At 62.5% G+C, this 18,717-nt stretch carries 20 protein-coding genes; 8 read left to right on the plus strand and 12 right to left on the minus strand.

The genetic code is table 11. From position 1 onward, the window contains the following. Positions 1-12 precede the first annotated feature (12 nt). Positions 13-921, minus strand: coding sequence for an EamA family transporter (locus G9U53_RS13740; RefSeq protein WP_064689172.1), 909 nt, complete (start codon positions 919-921; stop codon positions 13-15). 83 nt (positions 922-1,004) lie between these two features. Between G9U53_RS13740 and G9U53_RS13745 the strand changes: the two genes are divergently transcribed. Then, positions 1,005-1,895 (plus strand): LysR family transcriptional regulator, encoded by an 891-nt coding sequence (locus tag G9U53_RS13745; protein WP_042921818.1) that lies wholly within the window; start codon positions 1,005-1,007, stop codon positions 1,893-1,895. Between the two features lies 1 nt (position 1,896). Here G9U53_RS13745 and G9U53_RS13750 read toward each other — a convergent pair whose 3' ends face one another. The 3 genes from G9U53_RS13750 to G9U53_RS13760 are packed head-to-tail and all read right to left on the minus strand — an operon-like array spanning position 1,897 to position 3,186. Continuing rightward, entirely contained in the window at positions 1,897-2,253 is a 357-nt protein-coding gene (locus G9U53_RS13750; protein ID WP_003941757.1) for a PLD nuclease N-terminal domain-containing protein, read from the minus strand. Positions 2,254-2,310: 57 nt separating this feature from the next. Continuing rightward, entirely contained in the window at positions 2,311-2,934 is a 624-nt protein-coding gene (locus G9U53_RS13755) for a TetR/AcrR family transcriptional regulator (RefSeq protein ID WP_042450140.1), read from the minus strand. A 57-nt stretch (positions 2,935-2,991) separates the two neighbouring features. Continuing rightward, positions 2,992-3,186 (minus strand): DUF1918 domain-containing protein, encoded by a 195-nt coding sequence (locus G9U53_RS13760; protein WP_003941743.1) that lies wholly within the window; start codon positions 3,184-3,186, stop codon positions 2,992-2,994. Positions 3,187-3,365: 179 nt separating this feature from the next. On the opposite strand from G9U53_RS13760, the gene G9U53_RS13765 reads away from it, so the two are divergent. From G9U53_RS13765 to G9U53_RS33945, 3 genes are read left to right on the plus strand one after another with little or no spacing between them, the layout of a single operon-like run. Beyond that, a complete protein-coding gene (locus G9U53_RS13765; protein ID WP_165638794.1) occupies positions 3,366-5,378 on the plus strand; it encodes an MFS transporter in 2,013 nt (670 codons plus the stop codon). 58 nt (positions 5,379-5,436) lie between these two features. Further along, on the plus strand, positions 5,437-6,027 hold the full coding sequence (locus G9U53_RS13770; RefSeq protein ID WP_003941800.1) for a TetR/AcrR family transcriptional regulator: 591 nt from the start codon (positions 5,437-5,439) through the stop codon (positions 6,025-6,027). Next, entirely contained in the window at positions 6,024-6,155 is a 132-nt protein-coding gene (locus G9U53_RS33945) for a hypothetical protein (protein WP_256519392.1), read from the plus strand. Before G9U53_RS13770 ends, G9U53_RS33945 begins: the two co-directional genes overlap by 4 nt. A 21-nt stretch (positions 6,156-6,176) precedes the next feature. Here G9U53_RS33945 and G9U53_RS13775 read toward each other — a convergent pair whose 3' ends face one another. From G9U53_RS13775 to G9U53_RS13790, 4 genes are all read right to left on the minus strand, one after another. Beyond that, on the minus strand, positions 6,177-6,590 hold the full coding sequence (locus G9U53_RS13775; RefSeq protein WP_007733138.1) for an arsenate reductase ArsC: 414 nt from the start codon (positions 6,588-6,590) through the stop codon (positions 6,177-6,179). After that, a complete protein-coding gene (gene arsB, locus G9U53_RS13780; protein WP_165638795.1) occupies positions 6,587-7,690 on the minus strand; it encodes an ACR3 family arsenite efflux transporter in 1,104 nt (367 codons plus the stop codon). Before arsB ends, G9U53_RS13775 begins: the two co-directional genes overlap by 4 nt. Next, positions 7,687-8,073: a metalloregulator ArsR/SmtB family transcription factor gene (locus G9U53_RS13785; RefSeq protein ID WP_165638796.1), complete on the minus strand. Its 387-nt coding sequence runs from the start codon at positions 8,071-8,073 to the stop codon at positions 7,687-7,689. The genes arsB and G9U53_RS13785 overlap by 4 nt, the downstream gene beginning before the upstream one ends. A 64-nt stretch (positions 8,074-8,137) precedes the next feature. Beyond that, positions 8,138-9,022: a metalloregulator ArsR/SmtB family transcription factor gene (locus G9U53_RS13790; protein ID WP_054187266.1), complete on the minus strand. Its 885-nt coding sequence runs from the start codon at positions 9,020-9,022 to the stop codon at positions 8,138-8,140. 96 nt (positions 9,023-9,118) lie between these two features. Between G9U53_RS13790 and G9U53_RS13795 the strand changes: the two genes are divergently transcribed. Together G9U53_RS13795 and treZ are read left to right on the plus strand one after the other, a co-directional pair. Beyond that, the gene (locus G9U53_RS13795) at positions 9,119-10,480 is read left to right on the plus strand and encodes an NAD(P)-binding domain-containing protein (protein WP_165638797.1); all 1,362 of its coding nucleotides are present in this window, start codon (positions 9,119-9,121) and stop codon (positions 10,478-10,480) included. A gap of 69 nt (positions 10,481-10,549) precedes the next feature. Further along, entirely contained in the window at positions 10,550-12,271 is a 1,722-nt protein-coding gene (gene treZ, locus G9U53_RS13800; protein ID WP_165638798.1) for a malto-oligosyltrehalose trehalohydrolase, read from the plus strand. A gap of 21 nt (positions 12,272-12,292) precedes the next feature. Here the strand turns inward: treZ and G9U53_RS13805 are convergent, their stop codons facing one another. Then, positions 12,293-13,837 carry an MFS transporter gene (locus G9U53_RS13805; RefSeq protein WP_165638799.1) on the minus strand — a complete coding sequence of 515 codons (1,545 nt, stop codon included), beginning with the start codon at positions 13,835-13,837 and terminating at the stop codon, positions 12,293-12,295. A gap of 128 nt (positions 13,838-13,965) precedes the next feature. On the opposite strand from G9U53_RS13805, the gene G9U53_RS13810 reads away from it, so the two are divergent. Next, positions 13,966-14,487, plus strand: coding sequence for a TetR/AcrR family transcriptional regulator (locus tag G9U53_RS13810; protein ID WP_003941685.1), 522 nt, complete (start codon positions 13,966-13,968; stop codon positions 14,485-14,487). Positions 14,488-14,500: 13 nt separating this feature from the next. On the opposite strand, the gene ilvA is transcribed toward G9U53_RS13810, so the two are convergent. From ilvA to G9U53_RS13825, 3 genes are all read right to left on the minus strand, one after another. Beyond that, on the minus strand, positions 14,501-15,856 hold the full coding sequence (gene ilvA / locus G9U53_RS13815) for a threonine ammonia-lyase IlvA (RefSeq protein WP_007733150.1): 1,356 nt from the start codon (positions 15,854-15,856) through the stop codon (positions 14,501-14,503). 78 nt (positions 15,857-15,934) lie between these two features. Further along, complete coding sequence (locus G9U53_RS13820) at positions 15,935-17,710, minus strand: pyruvate dehydrogenase (protein WP_020969844.1); 1,776 nt, start codon at positions 17,708-17,710, stop codon at positions 15,935-15,937. 97 nt (positions 17,711-17,807) lie between these two features. Further along, the gene (locus tag G9U53_RS13825) at positions 17,808-18,242 is read right to left on the minus strand and encodes a nitroreductase family deazaflavin-dependent oxidoreductase (RefSeq protein ID WP_003941666.1); all 435 of its coding nucleotides are present in this window, start codon (positions 18,240-18,242) and stop codon (positions 17,808-17,810) included. 186 nt (positions 18,243-18,428) lie between these two features. On the opposite strand from G9U53_RS13825, the gene G9U53_RS13830 reads away from it, so the two are divergent. After that, complete coding sequence (locus G9U53_RS13830; RefSeq protein ID WP_003941759.1) at positions 18,429-18,662, plus strand: hypothetical protein; 234 nt, start codon at positions 18,429-18,431, stop codon at positions 18,660-18,662. Positions 18,663-18,717 lie beyond the last annotated feature (55 nt).

Raw genomic sequence — 18,717 nt, forward strand, 5'->3', positions numbered from 1 at the left:
GCACTCTCGGTCTCATGAAGGCGCCGAAAGGTACGTTCGCTCGGAATCGGAGGGTGGCTCAGTCGGCTTCCGGGCGCCATCCCGAGCACCATCCCGAGCACCACCGCGGGCCGCGCCGATTCCTGCGACGACGACGCACGCGATACCTGCCACGGCCAGAACACTCGGAACCTGTTGCAGCACAACCAGACCGATAAGCTGCGCGAAAGCAGGCTCGAGACTCATCAGCGTGCCGAACGCCGCCGTGGACAGCCTTCGCAACGAGACCATCTCCAGAACGAACGGCACGACGGGCAGCAAGATCGCGAGTCCGAGGCCCACGAGAATCAGATGCGGAGTCAGCCGCCCGATAGCCGAGTGGCCTACGGCAATTGTCGCGGCCAACCCGGCTACCGCCATCGACACCGCCAGCCCGTTGATACCGGCAACCTCGTCGCCGACGCGCTGGGTGAGCAAAATGTACATCGCCCAGCAGAGCGCCGCACCGAGTGCGTACGCCACACCGACCAGATCGACTGTCCCGGCCCACGGTTCGGTGAGAAGCACGACGCCCACGCCTGCCAGAATCGGCCACAGAACGCGGCCACGCCCCCGGAGCAAAGCAACCGTCAGCGGACCCAAGAATTCCAATGCGCTTGCTGTTCCCAGCGGAAGGCGCTCCACCGCTGCCATGAACAGGAGCGTCATGCCTGCGGTGACCACACCCAGAACCACGCAAGCCAGAAACGCCTTGCGAGTGAACGCCGAAGGGCGGGGCCTGACGATGATCAGAAGAATGATGCCTGCCCAGGCGAGTCGTAGCCACGCCGCTCCGTCTGCGCCGAGCTGATCGATCAGGCCCACCGACACGGCGAGCCCGAGCTGCACGCACAACATCGCCAAAACAGCCAGGCCCACTCCGGCCCGCGCTTTCGTATCCATAGCTGAATTGAACGGGAGGCCAACCGTTCGTGTCCACGCGATTTTGACCTACATTATGTTCACGATTAGTGAATGATCGAAGGATGGAAACCCGTCGACTCCATCTCCTCCTCGAACTCTCCCGCTTGGGTTCGATGCGTGCGGTCGCCGAAGCGCACAACCTCACGACGTCGACAGTGTCCCAACAACTCGCGGCCTTGACCGCGGAGACCGGTACCGCACTGATCGAGCCCGACGGTCGCCGGGTGCGGCTGACGCCGGCCGGTCAACGACTGGCCGATCATGCCGTCACCATCCTGGCAGCCGTCGATGCAGCTCGCCTGGACCTCGATCCGGACGCGGAACCGGTGGGGACCCTGCGAGTCGGCGGATTCGCAACTGCGATCAGAACCGCGATGCTCCCCGTCGCTCGAAGCCTGCAACGCAGTCACCCGCAGGTGGACGTGATGATCTACGAATACGAACCCGTCGAGGCTTTTGCACTCCTCGAACGCGACGATCTAGACCTCGCACTGACGTACGACTACAACCTTGCCCCCGCGTCGCCGAGCCCACTACTCGAAGCAATTCCGCTCTGGTCGACGCCCTGGGGACTGTGTGTTCCCGACGACGCCAAAGCTCCCGACAAGTCCACAGAATCCGGAATCGATCTCCGCGCCTTCGCCGACACGTCATGGATAGTGAACTCACGCAACACGGCAGACGAGCGCGCTGTGCGAACCCTCGCGTCGCTGGCCGGGTTCACCCCTCGGATCACTCACCAGATCGACAGTCTCGACTTGGTCGAACTCTTGATCCTCAGTGGTTACGGCGTGGGGCTGATGCCGCTCGAACGCAAGACTCGCGAAGGCGTGCGCGTCGAACCACTCGTCGATCCGCCCGTCATCCTCACTGCCTATGCGGTGACGCGTCGCGGCCGATCGTCGTGGCCGCCGCTTCGGCTCGTGTTGGACCGACTCACGGCCTACCGATAACTCACATCCGATCAGCGTCGCCGTCGCGGCGCTGCTGCTTGGCAATTCGACGCTGCTCTTCCGCCCGCTCGCGGCACTGACGCAAGAAGGCTTCGTCCGCCGCCGGATCCTGCGCAACGGCACGTCCCGGGCGCTCGTATTCGCCGTAACCGGTTGGGCCGACGTAACCGCGGGGCGCGTTCTGTCCGCGCCCGACCACCAGCCACAGAACCGATCCCAAAGTAGGAAGGAAGATGATGATCAGAATCCAGACGACCTTGGGTAGGTACTGGATGTAGGCGTCATCTCTCGTGATGGCGTCGACGATGCAGAAAATCCACAGCAACATCGTGATGAGGCCGAACAAGGCATAGGGCACGCTGGCGATTCCTCCCGAGAATAAAAAACCCTCGCCATGCTAACGAAAACAGACCAATTAGTACATTAGATTCTGGCGAATGTTGAACTCGAGCCATCCTCGATACGCATCGACGTCCCATCCACTGACCCGACGCAATTGCTGATGAAGCTGAGGCGAGACGAAAGCGGCAAGTATGCCCGCAGCTTTCTCGAGCGAAATCTCAGGCCTCAACAAGCCATGCTCGGAGAGACCCTCGGCTATCGACATCGCATTGACGGCCGACTGATCCGACGACTCCTCGGATAGTCGACGCATGTCGGCATCCGCACCCGAGGATTCGACCGCGACCATCATCAGAGCGCCTGCACGTTCGAGCAGTCCGATGCCCTGAGCCACGATCTGGGAGACGATCCGGCGAACGTCATCGGGGTCCGAGGCCAGGTTCGGCGCGCCGAGTGGAACCTCTTCGGCATCGAGCGCCGCAGCGAGGGCCGCTTCGAAGATCTCGAGTTTCCCGCCAGGGAAGGCTGTGAACACCGTCCGATCGGCGACGCCGGCCGAGGCGGCAATCTGCTTGACGGTGGCTTTGACATACCCGTCTCGAATAAACAAGGCCGTCGCCGCATCACGAATGAGTTCACGCGTTCGCTGCGCGGAAGCTTCACGCACGCGGGAGTGGTACTGGCGTCTGCCCTCCATTGCGCACACTTTAGCCGCATTCGATGCAACGACCATGCATGGAAAGAATCGTGCAGCTCAGGAGCCTTTTCCGGGGTGATCTATCCAGCCGTCGCTACCGGGAAACACCAACGCCTCGTGGCCATTGTCGTACCTGACCAGATACGGAGGACCGCCGTCCTCGCCGTGCACCTCGAGAACCTCGGCAGTTACCTCCGCCTGCCCCACCACGCGCCCCTGGACGTGGAGACGGTCACCCACTTCGGCATGCATCACTCCTCCTCGCTGCCCGCTCGCGCAGGCGCAGACCAACCACTGACGTTGTTCCCGCCATGCCGACTCGGAAACCCTGGGGCGAGTTGCCGTCGTGAGAAATCGCATATTCACCGAAGGTGACAGCGACGGGTGAACAGTGGTTCACTCATGGGTGAATTCCTGTTCACCATCGCCGCGTGAAGGACCGTCTCTTGGCATTGCACTCGTCTCCGACCACTCGCCATTCAAGTCGGCTCATTACCGCAATTCTCTGTCTTTCCGGCACCGTGGTCGCGCTGCAACAAACGATGGTCATTCCGTTGTTGCCCGATTTCCCGAAGATCCTCGGCGTCAGCGCTGACGACGCCTCCTGGCTCGTCACCGTCACGCTCCTCACGAGTGCCGTCGCCACTCCGATCGTCTCCCGCCTGGCAGACATGTTCGGAAAACGACGCATGATGCTGATCTCGATGACGATGATCGTGGTCGGATCACTGGTCGCGGCGATCGGCGGCAACTTTGTCGCCCTGCTGATCGGACGTGGTCTCCAGGGCTTCGCGATCTCGATGATCCCCGTCGGAATCAGCATCATGCGGGACGAACTGCCCAAGGAGAAGGTGGCGTCGGCAACAGCGTTGATGAGTGCCACTCTCGGAATCGGCAGCGCACTCGGGCTCCCGCTGTCCGGGTTGATCTTCGAGCATCTGGGCTGGCCCGCCATCTTCTGGCTCTCGGCGATCGTGGGCGTCCTGCTGATCATCGCGGTAGCCGTCGTCGTCCCGGAATCGAGTGTTCGTACCCGCGGCAAATTCGACTTCCTGGGCGCGGTCATGCTCTCGACAGCACTCACGGCGATCCTCCTCGCCATCTCCAAGGGCGCCCGTTGGGGATGGACGAGCGAACTGACATTGCTGATGTTCGTCATCGGAATCGTGACTCTCGCATTGTGGTTCCCTTACGAACTCCGCGTCACCCAGCCGATGGTCGATCTACGAACGTCGGCCAAGCGGCCTGTTCTGCTGACCAACGTCGCCTCGATCCTCGTCGGCTTCTCGATGTACGCGAACAACCTCTCCACCACCCAACAACTTCAGATGCCGAAGATCTCCGGCTACGGCTTCGAACTGGGCGTGATGGCGGCCGGACTGTGCATGATTCCGGCAGGCCTCGCGATGGTCTTCTTCGCGCCCGTCTCCGCGAACATCACGAAGCGATTCGGAGCCAAGATCACCCTGATCGTCGGCGGCACGGTGCTCGCGCTCGCCTACATCGCGCGAGTGTTCCTGACCGGTTCGATAGCACTGATCATCATCAGCGCGGCGGTGGTCAGCATCGGAACCGCAATCGCCTACTCCGCGATGCCGATGCTGATCATGCGATCGGTTCCGATTACTGAAACCGCGTCGGCAAACGGCCTCAATTCGCTGCTCCGCTCAGTCGGTACTTCCACGTCCAGCGCGGTGGTTGCCGCCATGCTCACTTCGATGGTCATCCCGTCCGGGCCGGGCGAGGGCCTTCCGTCGATCGACGCCTTCAAGAACATCTTCTGGCTGGCCGCCCTCGCCGCCGTGGCTGCTGCCGCTGCCGCTGCGTTCATTCCTCGCCGCGGCGCAAAACCGGAAGCGGCACTTCGCCCGGTGACCCCGGAAGGGTTCGAGCTTCCCGACGCCGCCGTGTCCGAAACGGAAATTGTGGTTGCCGGTCGTGTGATCCGGGCCGACAGCCGACCGATCCGGCAGGCCGTTGTCACCGTGATGGACATGGAGGGTCGACCGATTGACTGGAGTCGCGCCGACAACGAAGGCAACTTCTCCCTCGCCCTACCCCGGCCCGGCCGGTACCTGGTGGTCACGAGCGCCGACGGTTGGTCCCCGAGATCACAGGTAATCAGCTTCGACAGCGCGCAATCGACGCACACCGTCGAACTCGGTGACCGCCTCACCATCTCCGGCAAGGTCGGAGTCGGCGGCCGAACAACCTCGGGAACCGTCGTCACACTCACGAAACCGACCGGCGAATTCGTCGCATCCACGGTCACCGACGGAACCGGGCACTACGGAATCGCACTTCCCACATCCGGCCGGTACATCCTGACCGCGCTGACCGAGAGCGGACACGGCACATTGGCTCGTCAGATAGCGGTCATCGCGCAGTCCACCGTCGTCGATTTCGACGTACCCGTCGATGCCGAGCCGTTGACGACAGTATGAACGCCAGTATGAGCAACCGAACGCATGGCGATCGGGTATCGAGGTGGAGGCGAGCGACATGAGCAGCGGCGAAGCCAGCATCCTCACAGCAGCGAAAGCCTTGTTCGCGGAACGAGGTTACGCATCGACGACCATCAAGGACATCGCGGTCGCAGCCGGCTACTCCCCTGCCCTGGTCATGAAGATCTACGGCAGCAAAGCTCGGCTGTACTCGGCTGCGATCCCGTCCGCACCTCCGATGGACGAGGATCCGAATGCCGACGCCACCGGAGACATCGGCTGTCAACTGGTCGAGAAACTTGTCGCTCGTAGAGAATCCGATGAAACCGATCCGTGGGCAATGCTCGCAGTACACGTTCACGAGGCGCCAGATCCGGCCGCCGCTCGGGCCGAGATCAAGCAACGATACGTTCACGGGATCGCGCGCCGCATCGGCGACACGGAGCCCGGTTTGGTACGCAGCCAGATCGTCGTCTCACTGCTGCTCGGACTGGCCACCGGCATGCGGACGCTCGAACTCCTCGGTGAGGATTCACTGTCGTCGGAGGATCTGATCCGGCGCTACGGAAGGCTGATTCAAATAGCCGTCGACGAAATCGAACCGGTATCCGAGCACGAATCGTTCATCAGTGACACGGTGGAGGAATGACTACTTACCGATACCTCGACGCCGACCGGAATCTCCTCGAAGAGAAAGATTTCGAAACCGAGCAGGACGCACAGGAATACCGACTCTCCGTCCTCGGTGCCGAACACATCGAGCCCACCGGCGAATGATCCTGTCGATTCCCGGATCGGTCAGGGAGACTTCGCTGCAGTGGTGAGTTCAGCGATCAAGGCTTGAACGCGCCGCTCGATTTCGTCACGGATCGGGCGAACTGCTTCAAGGCCCTGTCCGGCCGGGTCGTCGAGAACCCAGTCTCGGTAACTCTTGCCGGGGAAGATCGGGCACGTGTCGCCGCAGCCCATGGTGATGACGACATCCGAATCCTGGACGGCGTCGACAGTGAGGATCTTCGGAGACTGCGCTGAGATGTCGATACCGCGCTCTGCCATCGCCTCGACCGCTGCCGAATTGACGGTCTCGGCGGGTGCGGATCCGGCGGAACGGACCTCGATGGCGTCGCCTGCGAGATGGCTCAGAAATCCCGCGGCCATCTGAGATCGACCGGCATTGTGGACGCAGACGAACAACACCGATGGTTTGCTCATGACCTCGCTCTTTCTCGACTGGATGAAACCTCTTCGACTGCAAAGCGTTTGCGTAGAGCAAGGGAGACATAGACCAGCCCGACGAGCACCGGTACCTCGATCAGTGGGCCGACGACACCGGCAAGAGCTTGCCCCGAGGTGGCGCCGTAGGTGGCGATGGCTACCGCGATCGCGAGTTCGAAGTTGTTGCCCGCGGCGGTGAACGCCAGGGTCGTGGTGCGTTCATAGCCCAATCCGATTGCGGCGCCGAGGATGTAGCCTCCGCCCCACATGAGCGCGAAGTACGCGAGCAAGGGCAGCGCGATCCGGACGACATCCCAAGGCTGGGAGGTGATCTGTTCGCCCTGCATCGAGAAGAGCACGACGATGGTGAACAGCAGACCGTAGAGCGCCCAGGGGCTGATCTTGGGGATGAACTTGTTGTCGTACCAGTCGCGGCCTTTGGCGCGTTCGCCGAAGAAGCGGGACAGAAAACCTGCCAGCAGCGGGATACCGAGGAAGATCAGAACGGATTTGGCGATCTGCCAGGGCGAGGTGTCGATGGTGGTCTGTTCGAGGCCGAGCCACCCGGGCAGGACCGAGAGGTAGAACCAACCGAGCACGGCGAACATGATCACCTGGAACACCGAATTGATGGCGACCAGCACCGCGGCGGCTTCGCGGTCTCCGCAGGCCAGGTCGTTCCAGATGATCACCATCGCGATGCACCGAGCGAGACCGACGATGATCAAACCGGTTCGGTATTCCGGCAGGTCAGGCAGAAACAGCCAGGCGAGGGCGAACATCAGCGCCGGGCCGAGAACCCAGTTCAGGAACAGGGAGCCGGCGAGGAGTTTCTTGTCCCCGGTGACTGTGTCGAGGCGGTCGTAGCGGACCTTCGCCAGGACCGGGTACATCGTGATCAGCAGACCGAGGGCGATCGGTAGCGAGATGCCGTCGATCTGCACCTTGTCCAGGGCAGTGTTCACACCGGGGATCCAGCGTCCAACCAGCAGGCCGACGACCATGGCCACGCCGATCCAGACCGCCAGATAGCGGTCGAGGGTGGAGAGTTTTCCGACGACTTCGGGGTGTTCGGTGGTGGCAGCGGTGTTGCTCATGCGGTGACCTCAGCGCAAGCGTCCGCGGCACTCACGCTCGCACCTTCTACCAGCAGAACGGCGGAAAGCTGTTGCAGCGCAGCCGGAATAACCCAGTAGTACACCCAGGTCCCGCGTCGTTCACAATCGAGCAGCCCGGCCTGGCGCAACACCTTCAGGTGATGCGAGATAGTCGGCTGAGACAAGTCGAACGAGTCGGAGATGTCGCAGACGCAGGCTTCACCACCCTCGTGACTTGCCACCAAGCTGAGCAAGCGGAGACGAACCGGATCGCCGAGGGCCTTGAACATCCGAGACAAGTCGCCGGCCCAATCCTCGGTCAACGGTTCACGAACGAGCGGGGTGCAGCAAGCCTCGGAGCCCGGCAGCTCTTGATTCGACATTCTTCGATATTGACAGATATCGAATCAACGCGCAATCGGGCATCCGGTCAGCCGGATCCCGGACTCATCCCTCGGCGATCGCCGTTCGACGCTCGAGCAGAACAGTGTCGCGCCACACGCCGTCGAGTTCGGCAATCTTCTCGCGAAGGCCGACCGTTCGAAACCCGGCCGAATGATGGAGCGAGATGGAGGCACGGTTCTCCGGGAACATCGACGTCTGCAGAGTCCAGAGTCCGTCGGCGTCGGCGGCCATGACTTGCTTGCGCAACAACGCCTTTCCGACGCCACGACCACGCATGCCGTCCGCAACGTACACGGAGTTCTCGGCAACCCCGCGGTAGCAGTCACGCTCGGAAACCGGACTCAACGCAGCCCATCCGACAACAACACCCCCGATAGTCGCCACCCATCGATGCTGCGGCAGCCACCGTTCGTGGAGATGCTCACGCGAGGGGACCTCAGCGGCAAAGGTGGCATTTCGGGTGTCGATACCCTCGCCGTAAATACGGCGAACCGCATCCCAGTCATCGTCGATCATGGCCCGGACAGAGACATCGTCGGGCAGATCACTCGGGCAGCACGGACGCGGAGCAAGGACTCCCATCACCACATCCGCCGCCTGCGGCAAGGCAACGCAACACGTCGGACTCATCGCGACGACCGTGCTCGTCCCTTCCTTACGCATGGTCACAAAACCCACATCGGCGAGCTTGCGCAGGTGGTGCGACACCGTCGGTTGCCCGATCCCCAACGCCTCGGCGAGCGCTCCGACGGTAATACCACCGACCGCGCTCGCTACCCGGTGAAGCAATCGGACGCGCATCGGCTCGGCAAGGCAGGCGAACCACTGCGCGTAGGTATCGGCATCGCCCTGCGCGAGGACGGAAGAACGGATCTGATCCGAGTCCGAATCTCCGACTCGCACCGTCGGAGTCTGCAGCGAAGTCATCTCTCCACTATATCGACAGCTGTCGATGGTTGCCTACATTGATGATCGTCGATACAGTTCCCCGTAGATCGATAATCGTCGATGAAAGGCGCGAAAATGAACCCCCTACCCGTTGTCGTGATCGGGGCCGGCCCGATCGGCCTGGCAGCCGCGGCAGAACTGCGCGAGCGCGGACTCACACCCCTTGTATTCGAGCGCGGAACCACAGCCGGTGCTGCGATCTCCGAGTGGAATCACGTTCGACTGTTCTCCCGGTGGTCCGAACTCGTCTCCCCCGCCGCGCGGCGGCTCCTCGACCAGAATGGATGGAGCTCACCCGACGGGCAGACCTATCCGACCGGCCGGCAATGGCGCGAGCTCTACCTCGAACCACTCGCCTCGGCCCTCGCCGACCTGGTCCAGTTCGACACCGAGGTGATCGGCGTAGCTCGACGCGGACGTGACCTGGTCGTCGACGCCGGACGCGACAGCGAACCCCTCTCGATTCACCTGCGGCGCCGGGACGGAACCGAGGATCGGATGTTCGCCCAGGCCGTTGTGGATGCGTCCGGCACCTGGGGCACCCCCAACCCGCTCGGTGGTGAAGGTCTTCCTGCACTCGGCGAAGGCGCTGTGGGTACTGCGATCCGGTACCGGGTTCCTGATCTCGACGATCCGGCTGTGCGGGCACAGTTCGCCGGAAAACACACGGTCATCGCAGGTAGTGGCCACTCCGCGCTGACGGCGATCGTTGCGCTGTCAGGGTTGGCGGAGCAGGCTCCGAGCACCCGCATCACCTGGGCGGTCCGCCGAGGAAACATCGGCTCTGCATTCGGAGGCGGCGACGCTGACGAACTGCCCGCGCGCGGCGCCCTGGGATTGCGCGCAAAGAAGGCCGTCGAGGATGGCCTGTTGAGAGTCGTCACCGGCTTCCGCACCGCAGACGTGACAACTACCCCTTCGGGACAACTCATACTTGCCTCCGATGCGGGTGATCGCATCGAGAACGTGGACAACGTCATAGCGCTGACCGGCTTCCGCCCCGATCTGTCCTGGCTCTCGGAAATTCGACTCGGCCTCGACCCGGTCTTACAAGCACCGGTCGAGCTTGCTCCGCTGATCGATCCGAACGTCCACTCGTGCGGCACCGTTTACCCGCATGGCGCGAAGGAGCTTCGCCATCCGGAGCCGGGGGTGTACTTGGCAGGAATGAAAAGCTACGGCCGAGCACCCACCTTCCTGGCGATGACCGGCTACGAGCAGGTTCGCAGCATCGCGGCCGAGCTCGCCGGCGATCACGAAGCAGCGGCCCGCGTCGAGTTGATCCTTCCGGAGACCGGAGTCTGCGGCGGCGCAGGTATTTTCGACGAACCTGACACAGCAGAAACCGACACAGGGAAAGCCGAGGGCGGATGCTGCAGCGCCCCCGCTCCGAAACTGATCACGCTGTCTGCACCGTCCGGCAACACCTGCGGATAGAAACAGTCCTTGACGACGGAACCAGCCCGCCGGGCTGCCACATCCGGCCGAACAAGGCATGCTGATCGTGTGCATACTTTCGAGGTCTGGGCGCCCACACCGGAATCGGTCCGGGTCGAAGTCGACGGCATCACGCACGAGATGGACCGGACCGACGACGGGTGGTGGCGCGCCGAGGTCGACTGCGACAACCGCGCTCGCTACGGCTTTGTCGTCGACGGTGAAACACTCCCGGATCCGCGTTCACCACGCCAGCCCGAAGGCGTGCACCTTCGCTCCCAGTTGCATCAGCTCGACGAGGCGTCCTGGACCGACTCTCAGTGGACCGGACGACAACTCCCAGGATCATCGGTCTACGAACTGCACATCGGAACGTTCACCCCCGAAGGAACATTCGACGCCGCGATCGAACGTCTCGATCACCTGGTAGACCTCGGCGTCGGCTTCGTGGAAATCATGCCGGTCAACGGCTTCAACGGAACTCACAACTGGGGCTACGACGGTGTGCTCTGGTACACGGTCCACGAGATCTACGGTGGCCCGGACGGATTGCAACGCTTGGTGAATGCGGCCCACGAACGCGGACTCGGCGTGATTCTTGACGTGGTCTACAACCACCTGGGCCCGTCGGGCAACTACCTCGAAAAGTTCGGCCCCTACATTGCCGATGGAGCGAACACCTGGGGCCGAACGATCAACATCGGCGGTCCGCAGTCGGGCGAGGTTCGCGAGTACATCATCGGGAATGCCCTGCGATGGATGCGCGATTTCCACATCGACGGTCTACGCCTCGACGCCGTCCACGCGTTGGTCGATCACACCGGAACGCACATCCTCGAGGAACTCGCCGTCCGAACGGAAACACTGTCGGCCCATCTGGGCCGACCGCTCACGTTGATTGCCGAAAGTGATCTCAACGACGCCACTCTGATCACGCCACGAGCGGCCGGCGGGTTCGGCTTGGACGCGCAGTGGGACGACGACATCCACCACACGATTCACACGGCCGTGTCCGGCGAACGCCAGGGTTATTACGCCGACTTCGGATCCTTGGAATCCCTTGCAAATACATTGCGGCGCGGTTTCTTCCACGCCGGAACGTATTCCTCGTTCCGTGGACGGGTTCACGGCCGGCCGATCGACATCACGCATCAGCCCGCCAGCGCCCTGCTCGCATACACGTGCACCCACGATCAGATCGGCAACCGCGCGATCGGGGACCGCCCGAGCGCCTATCTGACGCCAGGACAATTGGCGATCAAGGCGGCGCTGGTCCTGCTATCGCCGTACACGCCGATGCTGTTCATGGGCGAGGAATGGGGAGCGACCACGCCGTTCCAGTTCTTCACCTCGCATCCGGAACCGGAACTCGGCGAGGCCACTGCCAAAGGCCGCAAAGCGGAGTTCGCGGCGCACGGCTGGAACAGTGACGACATTCCGGATCCGCAAGACCCACAGACATTTCTGCGATCGAAACTGGACTGGGACGAGCGAGACGACGAGACACGCGCTCGCGTCCTGGCCTGCTATCGCGATCTACTTGCCCTGCGCAGGAAGCGAATCGAGATCACCGACCCTTGGCTGGGGCACCTGCACGTCGACTACGACGAGGACGACCAGTGGATCACCCTGCGCCGCGGCGCATTACAGATCGTGTGCAATCTGGGAACGGACGCGGCCTCGGTCCCGGCCGGCGGAACCCCCATCCTCTGGTGGGATCCGCCGACACAGGACGAGACCGCGTTCGCAACAGTGGTGCCGGGGCACTCGTTCGTCGTACTCGAAAGCTGACTAACTCTCGAGATTCCGGTATTAACGCTTCGCGTTCTCTGGTGTACTCCGCAGCATCCTCAACACCAATGCGGCACTGACGAACAGAACCAAAGCTGTTGCACCGGCAGCAACGTGCATACCGTCGACAAACGCCGACTTCGCGGAATCGGCAAGCACCGAACCGAGTTCACCAGGTAGGTACGTTGCTTCCTGCAGGGCACCGCCGAGTGTGCCCTGTGCAGCGTGCACCTGATCTGCTTCGAGCATCGAGGTGTCGATTCCCTTGCGGAAGATCGCCATCACCACGCTGCCCAGGATCGCCACGCCGAGCGCGATGCCGAGTTCGTACGCGGTCTCCGACACAGCGGACGCAGCGCCGGCGCGTTCGGGTTCCACCGAGCTGACCACGAGATCCGATGTCAACGTCAACGCGACACCGACACCAGCACCGGCCAGACCGAAGCCGATCACGAACATCAACGGGCCGCTGTCGACGCCGAGCGCGAGCAGCATCGCAGCACCGATACCGGCAACCGCGAGGCCCGCGCTGAGCACGTGAGACACCGACCATCGGCGAATCAACCAGGCCGCCGCAACCGCGGTGAATGCGCTGAGCAACATACCCGGGAGCATCAGCAGGCCGGCGTCGAGCGCCGAGTTACCGAGCACCAACTGCAGGTACTGCGAGCCGAAGAACAGGACACCTGCCAGCGCGAAGATCGAGAGCAGGTTGGTGATGACGGCGGTGGAGAACGACGCGTTGGCAAACAGCTTCAGATCCAACATCGGATCCTTCAGCATCCGCTGACGACGCACGAACACGTAACCCGCCGCGAGACCAACAAGGCCGATCACCAGCAACGTGATGCTGACGCCGTGCACCACGGATTCCTTGACCGCGTACACCAGCGGCAACATGGTCGCCATCGACAGACCAGCGCTGATGAGGTCGAATCGACCCGGATTGGGGTCTTTCGACTCCGGGATCAGGATCGGGCCGAGTACAACCAGCGCGATCATGACCGGAATGTTGATCAAGAAGACCGAACCCCACCAGAAGTGCTCGAGCAACCAACCACCGACCAAAGGGCCTGCCGCTGTACCGCCACCGGCCATCGCGCCCCAGACACCGATTGCCTCGGTGCGCTGACGCGGGTTGACGAAGATCGTGCGGATCAGACCGAGGGTGGCAGGCATCAGCGTTGCGCCGGAAATACCCTGCAGCACGCGGGCGGCAATGAGCATCTCGGGACTGACAGCGAGAGCGGCGATGATCGAGGCGAGACCGAAGCCGACTGCGCCGATCAGGAGCAGTTTTCGCCTACCGATCCGGTCACCGAGCGTACCCATGGTGATGAGCAGACCGGCGAGCACGAACGAATAGACGTCGATGATCCACAGCAACTGCGTGCTGCTCGGCTCGAGGTCGGCGCTGATGAACGGAAGCGCAAGATCGAGCACCGTGCCGTCGACTGCGATGAGCAACACAGCAAAGGCAAGGACTATCAAGCCCGCCCAGTCACGCTTTGTCGCCCGAACCTCGTCGGGATTGATTGCAGACGTCTGATCTGCCGACACTGACATTGCTCCCCTGCGACTTTCTCTGAGTTCTTTCGAAAAGATTTCACTGAACCGTCCAGCCGGTACAGTAGGTCTACGGTAACAGTGAACCGTCCAAGCGGTAAAGTTATTTCCGGGTAGGGTCACATCACATGGCTGCCGACACTCGCGATCGAATTCTCGACGCACTGGAGAAGCTGCTGCTGGTCAGCGGCGTTGCCCAAGTCACGCTCGAAGGCGTTGCCGCCGAAGCCGGGGTTTCCAAGGGCGGACTTCTCTATCACTTCCCCAGCAAGGAAGCCCTCCTCGCGGCGATGGTCCGCAGACTCGGGGAACGCTCGGATCAGCAACTCGACGACGCCGTAGCCGGCGGTACGACGGTCACCGAGTTCTATCTGCAGATCCCCGATGCGAACGAAAGCGAAGAACTCTCACTCTTCCGGTCGATCATCGCGGCACTGAGAACAGTCGATGGACAACACGACGAAATCCAGAAAGCCGTCACACATGTGATGCGGAGCTGGGACAAGGGCCTTCAGACCGAGATCGCCGACCCTGTGCAGGCCGAGATCATCCGACTCGTCGGCGACGGCCTGTATCTGGCGGCCATGCTCGGGCTCCCCCAGCCGGATCCCGAATTGCATCGACAGGTGGTCGAGCGACTGCGGCCCTGACCGGGGGCGTCTCTTACGTCAGATAGCGGTACGCCGGGCTTCCCGGCTCGAGCCTCTCGGACTGCATCGGCGCGCGCTCCATCCGCTCGAGTAACGCCGCCAACCCGTCGGCGGAACCGAGTTCGATACCCACCAACGCGGCACCCGTCTCGCGATTGTTTCGCTTGACGTACTCGAACAGCGCGATGTCGTCGTCCGGCCCGAGCACGTCCGAGAGGAAGCGACGGAGCGCTCCCGGTTCCTGCGGAAAGTCGACCAGGAAGTAGTGCTTGAGCCCGAGGTGAACGAGCGAACGCTCGAGAATTTCGCCGTAACGAGAGACGTCGTTGTTGCCACCGGAGATCAGGCACACGACGGTCGAGCCCGGCTCGAACGTCAGATTCTGCAGTGCCGCAACGGAAAGCGCACCTGCAGGTTCGGCGATGATGCCCTCGCTCTGATACAGCTCGAGCATCGCCGTGCAGATAGCGCCCTCGTCGATCTGATTGACGACAAACGATCCCGAACCGGACCGCGTCTGAAGTTGACGAGCCACGAGCGGCAACGACGCGTGCGACACGACGGCGGCACCCAGACGTGAAACGACCTCGTAGGGGACATCGCCGATCCTCTTGACCGCTGCTCCGTCGACAAATGGATCGACGTCGGGAAGAGTCACCGGGCCTCCGGCAACAAGAGCGGCCGTCATGGACGCCGCGCCGGACGGCTCGATCCCGACGATCGACGTCTTGGGCGATCGCTCGTGCAGGTAGGTGGCGATGCCCGCAATGCAACCGCCGCCTCCGACCGGCACGACGATCGTGTCGAGAGGGGCGTCCAATTGCGTGAGAATCTCCGCTGCGATGGTTCCTTGCCCCGCAGCGGTGCGCACGTCGTCGAACGGCGGAACCATGGTTGCGCCGGTTTCGGCTACGTCCTCGGCGGCCGCAGCAGCGGCGGCGTCATAGGTCTCACCGATCATGAACAGTTCGACAAACGCTCCACCGTGCGCGCGGATGCGATCACGCTTCTGCTTGGGGGTATTGGCCGGAACGTAGATCCGACCCTTGATCTGCATCGTTCGGCACGCGAAAGCAACACCCTGCGCATGGTTACCGGCACTGGCAGTCACTACGCCGGCACCGCGTTCGGCCTCGTTGAGCTGAGCGATCAGGTTGTACGCTCCACGAATCTTGTACGAACGAACGCCCTGGAGGTCCTCGCGCTTGAGGTACACGTGTGCCCCGGTCAACGCCGAAAGACGGTCGCTGTACTGCAGAGGTGTCGCCGCAATGACGTGCTGAATTCGCTCGATGGCCGCGTCGATCTCCTGCGCGTCGAGCGCGGGGACGGTGGACTTCGTTACTACGACATCGGGCGAGTTAGACACCCCGCCATTTTCGCACGTCGGAGATCAACCTTCCCACCACCCCGCCCCGCATGGTCTGCGAGGCAGGGTGGCGGTAGGTCAGCCGCGAGGATCCAACTGTGAGGGACGTGGCACGTTCCGCAGATTCGACTTGGCCATCTGTACTGCCTCGCCGACGCCGCCGTTCATCACCATCTTCGACATCGCCAAAGCGAAGCCCTTCATCTGACCACCGGTGATGGTGGGCGGCAACGACAATGCCAGCGGATCGGTCACCAGATCAACCAAGGCCGGACCGTCGTGATCGAGCGCGGCGCGTAGGCCCGCTTCGATATCCGCGGGATTCTCGATTCGGCGCGAAAAGATACCGAGCGCAGCAGCAACCGCCGCGTAGTCGACCGCGGGCACGTCGACCCCGAAATCCGGAAGGCCGTCGACCAGCATCTCGAGCTTGACCATTCCGAGCGTCGAGTTGTTGAACACCACGATCTTGACCGGCAACTTGTACATCGCGACGGTGACCAACTCACCGAGCAGCATCGACAATCCACCGTCGCCCGACACCGAGATGACCTGACGCCCCGGACTCGACCATGCAGCACCCATCGCGTGTGGGAGCGCATTGGACATCGATCCGTGCAGCGCCGAGGAGATGAAGCGTCTCGATCCGTTCGGATTGAGATAGCGCGCCGTCCACACGTTGCACATCCCGGTGTCGGCGGTGAAGATTGCGTCGTCGGCTGCCAGATCGTCCAAGATCGATGCCGCATACTCGGGGTGAATCGGCGTGCGCTGCTTGACCGGATCCGTGTATGCACCAACCACTTTGGTCATCAGAGTGTTGTGCTTGGCGAGCGTGTCCTCCAGGAACCCGCGGTCGGTCTTTCGATCGAGCTGCGGAATCAGTGCGCTCAAGGTGCTCGCGACGTCGCCGTGCACAGCCAGGTCCAGGCTGGTTCGACGCCCCAACCGCTCGGCCGCGATGTCGATCTGAGCAGTGCGAACGTCGTCGGGCAAGAACTGATCGTAGGGAAAGTCCGTACCGATCAGGAGCAGGAGATCGGCGCCGTGGATACCGTCGTGCGCCGCACCGTAACCGAGCAATCCGGTCATCCCGACGTCGTATGGATTGTCGTACTGGATCCATTCCTTGCCACGCAGTGAATGCCCGATGGGAGCGCCGACGGTTTCGGCCAACGCCAGAACCTCCGCGCGCGCATCTCGCACGCCCGCGCCGGCGAAGATCGCAACCTTACGCGAGCCGTTGATCACATCTGCCAACGCCTTGACGTCACCGGCATCCGGAACGACTGTCGGCCTTCGGGTTTCGACGAGCGTCGGCGGGGTGCCTTCTGCCGGACAATCGGCGATGTCCCCGGGAAGCACGATCACCGAGACGCCGTTTCGAGCCACCGAATGCTGAATCGCCGACTGCACCACGCGAGGTGATTGGACTGCCGTGCTGACGAGTTCGGTGTAACTCGAACATTCGATGAAGATCCGCTCGGGATGCGTTTCCTGAAAGTAGCCCATTCCGATCTGGGCGCTGGGGATGTGTGAGGCGATCGCGAGGACCGGCGCGCCCGAACGATGAGCGTCGTACAGGCCGTTGATCAGGTGAAGGTTTCCGGGACCGCAGGATCCGGCACACACTGCGAGTTTTCCGGTGATCTGGGCATCCGCTGCGGCCGCAAAGGCGGCTGCTTCCTCATGCCGGACGTGTATCCAATCGATTCCGCCCTTCTCGGAACCACCGGTGCGACGAACCGCATCGACGATGGGATTGAGACTGTCACCGACAATGCCGTAGATCCGACTGACACCCGCGTCAACGAGCTGCTGAACCAATTGATCTGCAACGGTTTTCGGACTCATCAGACCTCCATGACACACTCCCGGGAGTCGGGATCGCCGACCCCCGGGAGTGACGATTTACTTGTGATTGATGCAGCGCTTCTTGTGGAATGCGGGGTTACTTGGGTTCGAGCACGAACACCGGAATCTCACGATCGGTCTTCGTCTGATAATCGGCGTAGTCGGGGTACGCAGCGACAGCGCGCTCCCACCAGACCGCCTTCTCGTCGCCGGTGACTTCCCGAGCAACCAGGTCGAAGACCTGCGTCGCGTCACGCAGCGTGACGTGCGGGTCGGCTTTGACGTTGTAGTACCAGACCGGATTCTTCGGGGCGCCACCGAGCGAAGCCACAACGGCATACGAACCGTCGTGCTCGACCCGCATCAGCGGCGTCTTCCTGACCTTGCCGGACTTTGCGCCGATGGTCGTGAGAACGACGACGGGCATGCCGTTCATGTCGTTTCCCTCGGTGCCACCGGAGTTCTCGATGCGTGCGACCTGATCGGCGGCCCACGACGCTGGACTGGGTTCGTACTCACCTGTGATTGGCATGTGTACCAGTGAACACCCACTCGAGCACCTTGGCCACCGAACCACGCCGACCAGGCCTGTCGCCCGCGCACTCCCCTGGTTGATCGATTAAGTGAGCTGCCGATCAATAAAGTTCGCTTGCCCGAACTCTCATCTCTGGCTACTCTGAAACCACAGCTTCGAACAGCCGTATCGGAAAGGGACGAGATGACCACCGCAGATATCTCCACTCGCGAATCACGCCCCTCCCCCGACTATTGCGTCGATCTGGCCGGAACTCGGTGGCCGCTGTACAAGATCGAAGCTCTCGTGGTCGGGTTCGTGCTGTTCGTCGTCGCCGGTGCCGTCACGCAGTCGATGCAGGTGGCCGTACTGACTGCCGCAACGGCCGCTGTAGTCACGTGGTGGGTACGGCGCGTGCACTACTCACGCACCACCTGATCACCGCACTCCCCCGAACTCCCGCGAACCACGAAGGGACCTTGCTGCATCAGCA

Source organism: Rhodococcus sp. D-46 (genome assembly GCF_011290655.1).
GTDB lineage: Bacteria > Actinomycetota > Actinomycetes > Mycobacteriales > Mycobacteriaceae > Rhodococcus_F > Rhodococcus_F qingshengii.